Annotated in this window: 14 protein-coding genes; 9 read left to right on the top strand and 5 right to left on the bottom strand. The window is 33.6% G+C overall.

Features of this window, described 5'->3' with window-relative positions; all coding sequences use genetic code 11:
• Nucleotides 1-44 precede the first annotated feature (44 nt).
• From AC6CH4_RS08030 to AC6CH4_RS08020, 3 genes are read left to right on the top strand one after another with little or no spacing between them, the layout of a single operon-like run.
• On the top strand, nt 45-956 hold the full coding sequence (locus tag AC6CH4_RS08030) for a TIGR01777 family oxidoreductase (RefSeq protein WP_498101877.1): 912 nt from the start codon (nt 45-47) through the stop codon (nt 954-956).
• On the top strand, nt 953-1357 hold the full coding sequence (locus tag AC6CH4_RS08025; RefSeq protein WP_498101875.1) for a hypothetical protein: 405 nt from the start codon (nt 953-955) through the stop codon (nt 1355-1357). Before AC6CH4_RS08030 ends, AC6CH4_RS08025 begins: the two co-directional genes overlap by 4 nt.
• Complete coding sequence (locus tag AC6CH4_RS08020; protein WP_498101873.1) at nt 1354-1812, top strand: SRPBCC family protein; 459 nt, start codon at nt 1354-1356, stop codon at nt 1810-1812. Before AC6CH4_RS08025 ends, AC6CH4_RS08020 begins: the two co-directional genes overlap by 4 nt.
• Here the strand turns inward: AC6CH4_RS08020 and AC6CH4_RS08015 are convergent.
• Both AC6CH4_RS08015 and AC6CH4_RS08010 read right to left on the bottom strand, forming a co-directional pair.
• The gene (locus AC6CH4_RS08015) at nt 1809-2234 is read right to left on the bottom strand and encodes a hypothetical protein (RefSeq protein ID WP_498101871.1); all 426 of its coding nucleotides are present in this window, start codon (nt 2232-2234) and stop codon (nt 1809-1811) included. The genes AC6CH4_RS08020 and AC6CH4_RS08015 overlap by 4 nt on opposite strands.
• 37 nt (nt 2235-2271) lie before the next feature.
• Complete coding sequence (locus AC6CH4_RS08010) at nt 2272-3078, bottom strand: UbiA prenyltransferase family protein (RefSeq protein ID WP_498101869.1); 807 nt, start codon at nt 3076-3078, stop codon at nt 2272-2274.
• A gap of 216 nt (nt 3079-3294) precedes the next feature.
• On the opposite strand from AC6CH4_RS08010, the gene gcvP reads away from it, so the two are divergent.
• The 6 genes from gcvP (at nt 3295) to AC6CH4_RS07980 (ending at nt 11128) form a co-directional block, all read left to right on the top strand.
• A complete protein-coding gene (gene gcvP, locus AC6CH4_RS08005; protein ID WP_498101867.1) occupies nt 3295-6144 on the top strand; it encodes an aminomethyl-transferring glycine dehydrogenase in 2850 nt (949 codons plus the stop codon).
• A 700-nt stretch (nt 6145-6844) separates the two neighbouring features.
• Complete coding sequence (locus AC6CH4_RS08000; RefSeq protein ID WP_498101865.1) at nt 6845-7903, top strand: 3-oxoacyl-ACP synthase III family protein; 1059 nt, start codon at nt 6845-6847, stop codon at nt 7901-7903.
• A gap of 167 nt (nt 7904-8070) precedes the next feature.
• The gene (locus tag AC6CH4_RS07995; protein WP_498101863.1) at nt 8071-8592 is read left to right on the top strand and encodes a class I SAM-dependent methyltransferase; all 522 of its coding nucleotides are present in this window, start codon (nt 8071-8073) and stop codon (nt 8590-8592) included.
• A 99-nt stretch (nt 8593-8691) separates the two neighbouring features.
• Nucleotides 8692-9540: a glycosyltransferase family 2 protein gene (locus tag AC6CH4_RS07990; RefSeq protein ID WP_498101861.1), complete on the top strand. Its 849-nt coding sequence runs from the start codon at nt 8692-8694 to the stop codon at nt 9538-9540.
• Nucleotides 9541-9620: 80 nt separating this feature from the next.
• A complete protein-coding gene (locus AC6CH4_RS07985; RefSeq protein WP_072974880.1) occupies nt 9621-10367 on the top strand; it encodes an MlaE family ABC transporter permease in 747 nt (248 codons plus the stop codon).
• Nucleotides 10367-11128, top strand: coding sequence for an ABC transporter ATP-binding protein (locus AC6CH4_RS07980; protein WP_192187038.1), 762 nt, complete (start codon nt 10367-10369; stop codon nt 11126-11128). Before AC6CH4_RS07985 ends, AC6CH4_RS07980 begins: the two co-directional genes overlap by 1 nt.
• An 88-nt stretch (nt 11129-11216) precedes the next feature.
• Here AC6CH4_RS07980 and AC6CH4_RS07975 read toward each other — a convergent pair whose 3' ends face one another.
• The 3 genes from AC6CH4_RS07975 to AC6CH4_RS07965 form a co-directional block, all read right to left on the bottom strand.
• Nucleotides 11217-11942, bottom strand: coding sequence for a hypothetical protein (locus tag AC6CH4_RS07975; RefSeq protein ID WP_498101859.1), 726 nt, complete (start codon nt 11940-11942; stop codon nt 11217-11219).
• A 145-nt stretch (nt 11943-12087) separates the two neighbouring features.
• Nucleotides 12088-12690, bottom strand: coding sequence for a SprT-like domain-containing protein (locus AC6CH4_RS07970; protein WP_498101857.1), 603 nt, complete (start codon nt 12688-12690; stop codon nt 12088-12090).
• A gap of 12 nt (nt 12691-12702) precedes the next feature.
• Nucleotides 12703-13071: a four helix bundle protein gene (locus AC6CH4_RS07965; protein ID WP_498101855.1), complete on the bottom strand. Its 369-nt coding sequence runs from the start codon at nt 13069-13071 to the stop codon at nt 12703-12705.
• Nucleotides 13072-13092: the final 21 nt, after the last annotated feature.

Raw genomic sequence — 13092 nt, 5'->3', positions numbered from 1 at the left:
ACAGGTTTTAAAAAACCTGTCGGGTTTAACATTCAACTAAAAAAATGAAAAAACTCGTAATCGCAGCCGGAACAGGATTTTTAGGACAGGTTTTAGTCCATCATTTCAAAGATAAATTTGAAGAAATTGTAATTCTGACTAGAGGAAAATCTCAAACAATTGACGGAATAAAATATGTAAACTGGAATGCCCGAACATTTTCTGGTTGGGAAACCGAATTAGAGAACGCGACCGTTTTAATCAATCTTGCCGGAAAATCTGTTGATTGCAGATATACCAAAGAAAACAAAAAAGAGATCTTATTATCTCGAATTGAAAGCACAAAGATTTTAAATAAAGCCGTTTTAAATTGTCAAAATCCGCCGAAACAATGGCTGAATTCATCGACTTCAACCATTTATCGTTTTTCTTTAGACAAACAAATGGATGAAATGGATGGCGAAATTGGAAATGACTTTTCAATCAATGTCGCACTTTCCTGGGAAAAAGCATTCTTTAAAACCGAAACACCAAATACTTTAAAAACCGCTTTGCGAACTTCAATTGTTTTAGGAAAAGATGGCGGTGCTTTTATTCCGTTAAAGACTTTGGCTAAAATTGGTTTTGGAGGAAAACAAGGAAAAGGAAATCAATTTATAAGCTGGATTCACGAAGAAGATTTTGCAAATGCAATTGATTTCATCATTCAAAAAGAAATCGCAGGAATTATTAATATTGTTTCTCCGGAACCTGTTCGTAATGTTGATTTTATGACGAAACTTCGAAAAGCAGTTGGTTTTCCTTTCGGAATTCCGATGAACACTTTCTTATTAGAAATTGGATCTTTTTTCATTCGAACAGAAACTGAGTTAGTTTTGAAAAGTAGAAATGTAATTCCGAAACGGCTTTTGGAGAATGGGTTTCAATTTAAGTTTGGGAATATTGATGGTGCTTTTGAAAATTTATTGAGCAAATGAAGACTAAAGATATCAACTGGCAATATCTATTTAAACATTGGATTTTCACGTTATTGTTAGGTCCTGTAATTTCTCAAGTAATAATGTATTTTTACATTTTAGATCCACACCAGATTGTCGGACTCTTAGAAGTTTATCCTATTGCTTTTCTCTTCAGTCTAATCTTTTCTATACCAACCTACTTGTTTTGCAGTTTTATATATGCATTTTTAGCAAATAGAGACATAAATAATAATTTATCAAAAGCCATTTTAATTTTAATACCGATAATTGGGATTTTTACAACCGCTGCAATTATAAAAGGAACTGCATGGCTAGATATTGCTTTATCTTATTCAATATCATCTTTCATTACAGGATTAATATTTAAGCTGAATTTTAAATACGAAGAAGAATCATGACAACCATAAACCTGACAACAAAAATAAAAGCATCAAAACAAACCGTTTTCGACGCTTCACGAAATATCGACATTCATCAACAATCTGCAAGTAAATCAAATGAAAAAGCAATTGCAGGCACAAGTTCCGGATTAATCAATTTAAACGAAACCGTAACTTGGCGTGGCAAACATTTCGGATTTTATCTCACACATAAAAGTCGAATTACGGCAATGAGATTTTACGATTATTTCGTAGATGAAATGGAACGTGGTAAATTCAAAACCTTCAAACACGAACATTTTTTTGAAGAAGAAAACGGAATCACAATCATGAAAGACAAATTGCAATATGAAACGCCGTTTGGAATTTTCGGAGAATTATTTGACATTTTATTTCTGGAAAAACATTTGACGCAATTTCTTACAGAAAGAAACAAAACCTTAAAAGAAGTTTCTGAAAGTCTACTTCATTAATTATCATCATCCAAAGTAATAATCTCATCTTCGATACCGCCTTTTTTGAAGAAAAAGTCATGGATTAAAAAAACAGTAAAAGTGTTAACTACAAGATGCGCCATATAAGTATAAAAATTCATGGGCACAAAAAGACTGTAAAGCAAAGTCGTCAAAATAGACGTAAGTACCATCATGAAATTTTGATAATATCTAATTAGTGATTTATTTAAAAAATAAAATAGCAGGAGCAATAATCCAAATAAACGGTTAAGCAAACCAACAAAAAGAATAGAAAGTCCGCAAATCAAAACCGACATTCCGAGATAAGAACCTATAATAAATGGCCAGATAAATGCCAGGAAAAACATCCATCCGAAGAAAAACAAAATAAATTGCAGTTGTGTAAACTTCATTCCAAAAAAGGAAACATCTTTTTGCATATAATGGTATTTGCTTTCAAATATAGAATTAAAAATCTTAAAGAAAAACAATCATAAGCCACCAAAAAATCGGAACACTTTCTACCCAGAAAGAAGTATAATATTTAGAACGATTTGGGTTTGCAAATGCAATAAACAACATGAGCATAATAACCATAATAAGGTTTATGATAAGCTCATGAAAAGTAAAGCTTAATATACCCACAATCCAAAACGGAATCAATAATAAAAAACCTAAAACTTTGGTTTTCTTAACTCCAATTGTCTGTGGAACGGTTTTTAAATGAGGATCATCATTTGCCAGATCTAGAATTTCAAAAACCAAAATCAGCACAAAAACCAAGACAAAACGCTGAATACATTTGATGAAAAAATTTGTTGTAAAAGGAATTTCGGCATTTATTATGGGTAAAACTAATGTCGCCCCTACCCAACAAAGTGCGACAATATATATTTTTACACCGGCCCAGTTTCTGGCATTTTTTCGATTTGGAAAAAACGGAAGTGTATAAAGTGCCGTTACCGCAAAAATCCCAACAGAAACAATTTGAGTAATTCGTTGTAAATGGAAAAAATAATAGCCTACTAAAATCAAAGAAATGAAACTCAAAACGGCTATAATTTTTAACTGAATTCCGATTGGTTTTTTTTTAACGCGGACTAATGCGTCATATTTAACGAAATTATATCCCACAATTGTTCCAAAAAAAACGAATAACGCCATCGCTTCATCATACTGAATATGAAACACATGAAACGAAACCCTGACCAAAGCATAACATGATAAAGCCACATGAATACTGCTATTCAGATAAAAATCTAATATCTGTTTCAAAAATTTCATATCTCAAATCTAATCAATTATTAACAAATCAACTCTTTGGTTATAAATTTCATAAAAATTGAAGTTAAAAATACCCATTAAATTATTAATAATACTTAATTTTGCGCCACAAAAAAACAACACATTTACTATAAAATGTAATAAACCCTTGTAATTCTTGTTTAATCGAGAATTTATTTTGCTAATTACATTGACTAAAAAACTAGATAGCTACAAATGAGAACAGATGCTTTTGCTTTAAGACACATTGGCCCAAGAGAAACAGATCTTCAACACATGTTACAAACAGTTGGTGTTGAATCTATTGAACAACTTGTTTATGAAACACTTCCGGACGATATTCGTTTAAAAGCGCCTTTGAATTTAGATCCTGCAATGACAGAGTACGAATTCGCAAATCATATTCAGGAATTAGGAAAGAAAAATAAAGTATTCAAATCCTATATTGGGTTGGGTTATCATCCAACTATCGTTCCTGCTCCAATTCAAAGAAATATCTTCGAAAATCCAGGATGGTATACAGCTTACACACCTTATCAGGCAGAAATTGCTCAAGGTCGTCTTGAAGCTATTTTAAATTTCCAAACTACTGTTATCGAATTATCAGGAATGGAAATTGCAAATGCATCTTTATTAGATGAAGGTACTGCTGCAGCAGAAGCTATGGCTTTACTTTTTGACGTTCGTACACGTGATCAAAAGAAAAACAATACAAACAAATTCTTCGTTTCTGAAGAAATTTTACCTCAAACTTTATCAATCCTGCAAACACGTTCAACTCCGGTTGGAATTGAATTAGTTGTTGGAAATCACGAAACCTTTGATTTTTCAAATGAGTTCTTCGGAGCCATTTTACAATATCCGGGAAAATATGGTCAGGTAAACGATTATACTGCTTTTGTTGCTAAAGCAAAAGAAAATGAAATCAAAGTTGCTTTTGCTGCTGATATTTTATCACTAGCTACTTTAACTTCTCCTGGAGAAATGGGAGCAGCTGTAGTTGTTGGAACTACTCAGCGTTTTGGTGTGCCAATGGGTTACGGAGGTCCTCACGCTGCTTTTTTTGCCACTAAAGATGAATACAAAAGATCTATGCCAGGTCGTATTATCGGAGTTTCTATCGATGTAAACGGGAACCGTGCTTTACGTATGGCCTTAGGGACTCGTGAGCAGCACATTAAACGTGAAAAAGCAACTTCAAATATTTGTACAGCCCAGGTTTTATTAGCGGTTATGGCCGGAATGTATGCGGTTTACCACGGACCAAAAGGATTACAATACATTGCAGGAAAAGTTCATGCATCGGCAGTTACTACTGCTGAAGCTTTAAATAAAATAGGAGTTTACCAAACCAACACAGCTTACTTTGATACTATATTGGTAAAAGCAGATGCTCAAAAAGTAAAAGTTATAGCTGAGAAAAACGAAGTAAACTTCTTCTATGTTGATGCCGATACAATTTCTATTTCATTCAACGAAACAACTTCAATTGCCGATATCAATCAAATTATCGCCATTTTTGCTGAAGCCTTAGGAAAAGAAACTTTTACCGTTTCTGAATTAAGTACTGCAAGTCAATTACCTGCTTCATTAGAAAGAACGTCGCCTTTCTTAACGCATGATGTATTCAACAATCATCATTCAGAAAGTCAGATAATGCGTTATATCAAAAAATTAGAACGTAAAGATTTATCATTGAATCATTCAATGATTTCATTAGGTTCTTGTACGATGAAATTAAACGCAGCCTCAGAAATGTTGCCTTTATCAATGCCAAACTGGAACAGCATTCACCCGTTTGCACCAGTAGAGCAAGCTGAAGGTTATATTACAATGCTTAAAAAGTTAGAGGAGCAATTAAATGTAATTACCGGATTTGCCGGAACAACATTACAACCAAACTCAGGAGCTCAGGGAGAATATGCTGGTTTAATGGCTATCCGTGCTTACCATTTATCAAGAGGCGATAGCCACCGTAATGTATGTTTAATTCCTTCATCAGCTCACGGAACCAATCCTGCTTCTGCAGCGATGGCCGGAATGAAAATCATCGTTACTAAAACTACTCCTGAAGGAAATATTGATGTAGAAGATTTAAGAGAAAAAGCGATTGAACATAAAGATGATTTATCTTGTTTAATGGTAACGTACCCTTCTACTCACGGAGTTTTCGAATCTTCAATTATCGAAATCACAAAATTAATCCACGATAACGGCGGATTAGTATATATGGATGGTGCCAATATGAATGCTCAGGTAGGTTTAACCAACCCGGCTACAATTGGTGCTGACGTTTGTCACTTAAACTTACACAAAACATTCGCTATTCCTCACGGTGGTGGTGGACCTGGAGTTGGACCAATCTGTGTAAACGAAAAACTAGTTCCGTTTTTACCAACAAATCCAATCCTAAAAGTTGGCGGAGAACAAGCTATTACAGCTATTTCATCCGCACCTTACGGATCAGCTTTGGTATGTTTAATTTCTTACGGTTACATCACAATGATGGGTGCTGAAGGATTAAAAAGCGCTACAGAACATGCTATTTTGAATGCTAACTATATGAAAGCCCGTTTCGAAGGACACTATCCAATTCTTTATACAGGAGAATGCGGAAGAGCTGCTCACGAAATGATTTTAGATTGTCGTTCGTTCAAAGAAAATGGAATTGAAGTAGGTGATATCGCTAAACGTTTGATGGATTACGGTTTCCATGCTCCTACTGTTTCTTTCCCGGTAGCAGGAACTTTAATGATTGAACCTACCGAGTCTGAAGATTTAGCAGAGTTAGATCGTTTTTGTGATGCTCTTATTTCAATCAGAAAAGAGATCGAAGCTGCAACAGCCGAGGACAAAAACAACGTATTGAAAAATGCGCCTCATACATTAGCAATGTTAACTACTGATACTTGGAATTTTCCTTATACCAGAGAAAAGGCAGCTTACCCATTAGAGTACATCGCTGAAAATAAATTCTGGCCATCTGTTCGTCGTGTAGATGATGCATACGGAGACAGAAATTTAGTTTGCAGCTGTGCTCCTATCGAAGCTTACATGGAAAACTAAAAAATAGTTTTTCTTTAAATATCAAAACCCGACAGGTCTCAAAACTTGTCGGGTTTTCTGTTTTAAATCCCAATTTTCAAACTCCAAACTCCAAACTCCAAAAATCTAAAATCTAAAATCTAAAATCTAAAATTATAAGGGCGTGCCAGTATTTAAAAAAAGCCCTAATCAACTTTGCGCTTATGAGGCCTTTTCTTAAATACTGTCGGGCTATCCACACTGCTTCGGCAGTTAGCTCCTATCCCTCACGCAAAAGAAGTGACGGGTTTTGAAGAAGAATAGTTTTTACATTTTCATAAAGTGTCTTCATTTCTTGACAAACTGTACTTGGAACGTTTTATTAATTAAACATAAAGTATGTCATTTCGACGAAGGAGAAATCACACACATAACTCGACAAAGATTGACGATTTACAAGGCGGATCTTCTAGCGTGATTTCTCCTTCGTCGAAATGACAAGATCATGAATTCACGATGTGCCAAAACTTGGAACCTGAAACCTGAAACAAAAAAACTTTCCCCAACATTCGATTTCAAACGTTTGAAATCTCGGTAAAACATAATTTTCATTAAAAAATTAACAATATATCTATTAAATAATTATTATTTGATAATTATATGCATGCATAGTATTTTTTATGACAGTTATCATAATTTTATTTATAATTTAGCAATAAATTTATCGGATAATTAAGGAATAATGAAAATAAAAATAATAGGTATAGGAAGTTATATTCCAAATAAGGAAGTAAGCAATACTGATTTTGATAAACATGTTTTTTTAAATGAAGACGGAACTCCTTTTGGCTACCCAAATGAAGTTGTAATTAAAAAATTCAAAGGCATTACCGGAATCGAAAACCGCCGTTATGCTGAAACTCAACATAACGCCTCAGATTTAGCCTTTTTCGCTGCTGAAAAAGCAATTGAAAACGCGGGAATCGATCGCGAAACTTTAGATTATATCATTTTCGCCCACAACTTTGGAGATGTAAAATCAGGAACGCATCAAACGGATATTTTACCAAGTTTAGCGACTCGCGTAAAAAACAAATTGGCTATTAAAAACCCAAAATGTGTAGCTTATGATATTCTTTTTGGATGTCCGGGCTGGATTGAAGGTGTTTTGCAAGCCAACGCATTCATCAAATCCGGAATGGCAAAAAGAGTTCTGGTAATTGGAGCCGAAACTTTATCAAGAGTTGTTGACGATCACGATCGTGATTCAATGATTTATTCTGATGGCGCCGGAGCTTCAATTTTAGAAGGTACAGAAGGCGAATCGGGATTATTATCTTATGAAAGTGCCACTTTTGCCAGTGAAGAAGCAAACTTTTTATACTTCGGAAAATCATACAATCCAGATTTAGATCCGGACATTAAATACATCAAAATGTATGGTCGTAAAATTTACGAATTTGCATTAAGCCAGGTTCCGTGTGCCATGAAAAGCTGTCTAGATAAAAGTGGTATCGGTATCGACGAGGTGAAGAAAATCTTAATTCACCAGGCCAATGAAAAAATGGATGAAGCGATTATAGAACGTTTCTATAAATTATACGACAAAACAGCTCCAAAAGACATTATGCCAATGAGTATTCATGACTTAGGGAACAGCAGTGTGGCGACCGTTCCAACTTTATACGATCTGATCCTAAAAGGAAAAATAGAAGGTCATAAAATCAACAAAGGTGATGTGATCATTTTTGCTTCAGTTGGAGCCGGAATGAACGTTAATGCTTTTGTATATAGACATTAGAAAGTCGCAGTTTTCAGTCGCAGTCTCAGTTTAGCTAGTCAAGACTGAAAACTGAGACTGAGACCGAAAACTAAAAAGTCCGCATTCTAAAATGCGGACTTTTTAGTATATTTGCGACCTAATATAAAAATCAAGAACGACAGCTTGCTTCGTTCCTCGCAAAGACTATGTACGAAAAAACGTTTCCCAATAAAAGATTCAAACTTACTTTAGAATTTTTACAAAAGCATATCAAAACTTCTGAAACAATCCTTGATTTAGGAGTTGAAAATCCGTTTTCAAAAATCATGAAGGAAGCTGGTTATTCAGTAAAAAATACCACTGGCGAAGATTTAGATTTGGATCAAAATGTTTTAAAAACTGACACGCAAGATGTGGTTACAGCTTTCGAAATTTTCGAACATTTATTAAATCCGTTTACAATTTTAAACGAAATTAAATCTGACAAACTTTTAATTTCAATCCCGATGCGTTTATGGTTTTCGCCGGCATACCGTTCAAAAACAGATATGTGGGACAGACATTACCATGAATTTGAAGACTGGCAATTGGACTGGCTTTTAGAAAAAACAGGCTGGAAAATCATAGACAGACAAAAATGGACAAACCCGGTTAAGAAATTTGGTCTTCGTCCTTTTTTAAGAAGTTTCACTAATAGATATTATATTGTTTACGCTGAAAAAGTTTAGATTTCAGATTGTAGATTTTAGATCAACGATTTTTGATTTCTGATTTTAGATAAAGTAAAACTAATCTAAGATCTAAAATCTAAAATCTAAAATTTTTATATGAAGTACTATATTGTCATTCCCGCACACAACGAACAGGATTTAATTGGCCTGACTTTACAATCTTTGGTTTCGCAAACAGTTTTACCTTCAAAAATTGTTGTGGTAAATGACAATTCCACAGATAAAACAGAAGAAGTTGTTTTGGGTTTTGCTAAGGACAATCCGTATATTTCTGTTGTAAACAAAACTTCAGATGCGATTCATATGCCGGGAAGTAAAGTAATTCAGGCTTTTCAAAAAGGTTTTGAAACTTTAGATACTGAATACGATATTATAGTAAAAATTGACGGCGATTTAATTTTCCCTCCCAACTATTTCGAAACGATTATAAAACACTTTGAATCCGATCCAAAAATCGGAATGGCTGGTGGATTCTGTTATATTGAAAAAAATGGTGATTGGGTTTTAGAAAACCTGACAGATAAAGATCATATTCGTGGTGCATTAAAAGCGTATAGAAAAGCAACGTTTCAGCAAATTGGAGGCTTAAAGCCTGCCATGGGATGGGACACGGTAGATGAATTGCTATGTAAATATTACGATTGGAAAGTAGTTACAGATGAATCTTTACACGTAAAACACCTAAAACCAACAGGTGCAAATTATAATAAAACAGCACGTTACAAACAAGGAGAAGCTTTTTATACTTTAGGATACGGTTTCTGGATCACGGCAATTGCTTCGGCAAAATTAGCCATGATGAAGAAAAAACCTTTTCTGTTTCTGGACTACATCAAAGGATTCTGGAAAGCTAAAAATGCTAAAACTCCTTTATTAGTAACTACTGAACAAGCTAAATTTATAAGAAATTATCGTTTCAAAAAAATGAAAGAAAAGTTAATTTGATTCGGAAAACAGCCGAAAATCGATAACTTATAACCCAAAACTCGTAACTTCTTTTTACCTTAGCCAATATTTCAAAAACTATGATGCTAATTCGTTATTTATCTCAAATAGGAAGATATTTTTTAATGTTGAAAGAGATTTTCAATAAACAGACTAAATGGTCTGTTATGAAAAAATTGATTTTTAAAGAAATCGATGATCTAATAATCGACTCTCTTGGCATCGTTTGCTTTATCTCCTTTTTTATCGGAGGAGTTGTAGCCATTCAAACTGCACTAAATTTAACCAATCCTTTAATTCCAAAATATCTAATTGGTTTTGCTACACGTCAATCTGTAATTTTGGAGTTTGCTCCTACTTTTATTTCGGTAATTATGGCCGGAAAAATGGGATCTTACATCACTTCGAGTATTGGAACAATGCGTGTTACCGAACAAATTGACGCTTTGGAAGTAATGGGAGTTAATTCATTAAACTATCTCGTTTTTCCAAAAATAGTAGCCTTATTAATGTATCCATTTGTAATTGGAATTAGTATGTTTCTGGGTATTTTTGGCGGATGGCTTGCTTGTGCCTATGGAGGTTTTTCAACTAGTCAGGATTTTATTCAGGGTGCTCAAATGGAATTTATTCCTTTTCATATTACCTATGCCTTCATTAAAACTTTAATTTTCGCCATGTTATTAGCGACAATTCCATCTTTTCATGGATATTATATGAAAGGTGGTGCACTTGAAGTGGGTAAAGCAAGTACAGTATCATTTGTATGGACATCTGTTTGTATTATTCTTTTTAATTATATATTAACTCAATTATTATTAGGATAATGATCGAAGTAAAAAACATAGAAAAATCATTTGGTGACAGTAGGGTTTTAAAAGGCGTATCGACCGTTTTTGAAACTGGAAAAACCAACCTGATCATTGGACAAAGTGGATCCGGAAAAACAGTTTTATTAAAAACGCTGTTAGGAATTCATACACCGGATTCCGGTACAATTGAGTTTGACGGACGTGTTTATTCTGATTTAAATCCGGATGAAAAAAGAGAATTAAGAACGGAGATTGGAATGGTTTTTCAGGGAAGTGCTTTATTTGATTCGATGACCGTTGAAGAAAATGTTGCTTTTCCATTAAGAATGTTCACCAACGACAACAGGGCTAAAATTAAAGAGCGTGTTGACTTTGTTTTAGAAAGAGTAAATCTCGTTGATGCCCATAAAAAATTACCTTCTGAAATCTCCGGAGGAATGCAGAAACGTGTGGCCATTGCGCGAGCAATTGTAAATAATCCAAAATACTTATTTTGTGATGAACCTAACTCAGGTTTGGATCCAAACACATCAACTTTGATTGATAATTTGATTAAGGAAATTACTGAAGAATATAACATTACAACCGTAATCAACACACACGATATGAACTCCGTGATGGAAATTGGTGAAAACATCGTCTTCCTGAAAAAAGGGGTAAAAGCCTGGCAGGGAACTAAAGAAGAAATCTTTAGAACGGACAATAAGGATATCGTTAAGTTTGTGTATTCTTCAAATCTGTTTAAAAAAGTAAGAGAAGCTTATTTGAAAGGCTAAAACCTTTTAAAATTCCAATAAAAAAACCCAAATTCCAATCTTTATAAAATTGGAATTTGGGTTTTTTTATTGGAATTTTTATTGGAGTTTATTTCTTTAGATCCTTAAAATCAGTTTCTTCAACAGAAATAGTCTGATAGGTTACTCCTTCTATATTACTTGCCGGAAACTCATATGTAGCACTCTGTATATTTCCATTTTTAGTTCTATAGAGATTAACGGTTTCCTTAAGATATTTCTGAATATATATAGTCTGTACAGAAGTGCCATTAGCGGTTATGCTCTTCAAATTGTAAGTATAGGTCCATTCATGAGAAGGAGTAATAGGTAATGTTTGCAGATTATTGACTTTAAAAGTTATTTGGCAAGGATATAATTCAATAAAATTATTGGTATTGTACTCAAATTCCTTACCGATATACGTCATATCATTTGAACTGTGTGTAATGTCAATAAAAAATGGATCCCATATAACTTGTGGCTCATTTTCTTTGGTCCCTTCACTAAAAAAAAGTCGGTAATAATTCCCTTTCCCACTTGTTTTAAAAACAAAATCATAATTGCCATTCGTATCCGTATTAGTCGAATCAACCCACTTTATAAATTCATAATCTTCATACGATACAATATAACTGCCAGTATTTGTTACCTTATATTCAGCAACTTTAATTTTTAAATTAGAAATTGGTTTAGCATGATAATCTTTAATCTTACCAAAAACCCTGGTTTCAATTCCGGATTTAATTAAGACAGTATCTTTTTCACAACCCATTAACGTAAACAACAATACAAATAGTAATAGTTTATTTCTCATAAAAACAGTTTTTCTAAAAATACAATAATTTCCTAAACCAAAGACAATCTACATATTAAGATTTCGTAAATCCAAATTCCAAAAAAGAAATCCCAAGCTCCAACTTTTAAAATTGGGATTTGGGATTTTTTATACTGGATTTTTTCTATTGAATATTTATCAACTCTACCTCAGCATTTGGATTAAAAAGATACGTTTTACCGGAGCTGATTTCGATACATTCAAAACGTTTGGTGCGAACGGCTAGTTTCTTAAATATTTTGCCATTTTTAATTCGGAAAACGCTTCCATACGGAATTTCAAAAACATAGTGTTTATCATTTTGTGCATCGTATTGCTTCAATGCTAAAGACAAAGTAGTATCGGTATCACTACTTGCGGATGGGTTTTTAAAATGCCTCGCTAACAACGGAAGTAACTGCCCAGGGAAAATCTCAGGCCGTATAAACGGAACCATCAAACGTTGAAATGTAAATTTCCATTCTTCTCCGTGCGGTTTTATATTTCGTCCAAATTTTTCAAAAGCAACCAAATGTGCAATCTCATGAATTAACGTAATTAAAAATCGATATTTATTTAAACTCGCATTTACGGTAATTTCATGCTTACCAGTATGCCCGCGTCTGTAATCGCCATGACGCGTCTGGCGCTCATTTACGATTTTCAGATGAACCTGATTGGCCACAATCAAATCAAAGACAGGCTTTACAGCGTGTTCCGGTATATATCTTGCAAGTGTTTCGTTCAAAATAATTATGAATTATGAGTTTTGAGTTATGAGTTTTTTCTTTGAAGTAATTATTATACTTTTTATAATTTTCAATACCTCTCCGCATTGATTATGCATCGACTCAAACTCAGTCTTAGAAATATAATTTGTTCCAATTAGTATTTCTAGCCAATACATTGATTCATCACATTCTTTTTGAGAAATAGATAATTTATGAATAAAATCAGCTTTGCTTTGTGCATTCACAGCTTCGCGAACATTTGCTCCAACCGATGTTACAGAACGTAAAAATTGCTTACTCATTACAAACTCCTTTTTTTCAGAAACTAACCATTTATAAAAATTAACACCTCTTATTGCCAATTCAAAACTCTTAGTTTTCACAATACTCTCACTCATAATTCATAACTAATAATTCAT

The organism is Flavobacterium sp. GQ95, from assembly GCF_059758655.1.
This window is presented reverse-complemented; position numbering and strand designations above follow the sequence as displayed.

Excerpts from the sequence above, each read along its gene's own strand:
- AC6CH4_RS08030 (WP_498101877.1), top strand. The coding sequence starts at position 45 with ATGAAAAAACTCGTAATCGCAGCCGGAACAGGATTTTTAGGACAGGTT.
- AC6CH4_RS08025 (WP_498101875.1), top strand. The coding sequence starts at position 953 with ATGAAGACTAAAGATATCAACTGGCAATATCTATTTAAACATTGGATT.
- AC6CH4_RS08020 (WP_498101873.1), top strand. The coding sequence starts at position 1,354 with ATGACAACCATAAACCTGACAACAAAAATAAAAGCATCAAAACAAACC.
- AC6CH4_RS08015 (WP_498101871.1), bottom strand. The coding sequence starts at position 2,234 with ATGCAAAAAGATGTTTCCTTTTTTGGAATGAAGTTTACACAACTGCAA.
- AC6CH4_RS08010 (WP_498101869.1), bottom strand. The coding sequence starts at position 3,078 with ATGAAATTTTTGAAACAGATATTAGATTTTTATCTGAATAGCAGTATT.
- gcvP (WP_498101867.1), top strand. The coding sequence starts at position 3,295 with ATGAGAACAGATGCTTTTGCTTTAAGACACATTGGCCCAAGAGAAACA.
- AC6CH4_RS08000 (WP_498101865.1), top strand. The coding sequence starts at position 6,845 with ATGAAAATAAAAATAATAGGTATAGGAAGTTATATTCCAAATAAGGAA.
- AC6CH4_RS07995 (WP_498101863.1), top strand. The coding sequence starts at position 8,071 with ATGTACGAAAAAACGTTTCCCAATAAAAGATTCAAACTTACTTTAGAA.
- AC6CH4_RS07990 (WP_498101861.1), top strand. The coding sequence starts at position 8,692 with ATGAAGTACTATATTGTCATTCCCGCACACAACGAACAGGATTTAATT.
- AC6CH4_RS07985 (WP_072974880.1), top strand. The coding sequence starts at position 9,621 with ATGATGCTAATTCGTTATTTATCTCAAATAGGAAGATATTTTTTAATG.
- AC6CH4_RS07980 (WP_192187038.1), top strand. The coding sequence starts at position 10,367 with ATGATCGAAGTAAAAAACATAGAAAAATCATTTGGTGACAGTAGGGTT.
- AC6CH4_RS07975 (WP_498101859.1), bottom strand. The coding sequence starts at position 11,942 with ATGAGAAATAAACTATTACTATTTGTATTGTTGTTTACGTTAATGGGT.
- AC6CH4_RS07965 (WP_498101855.1), bottom strand. The coding sequence starts at position 13,071 with ATGAGTGAGAGTATTGTGAAAACTAAGAGTTTTGAATTGGCAATAAGA.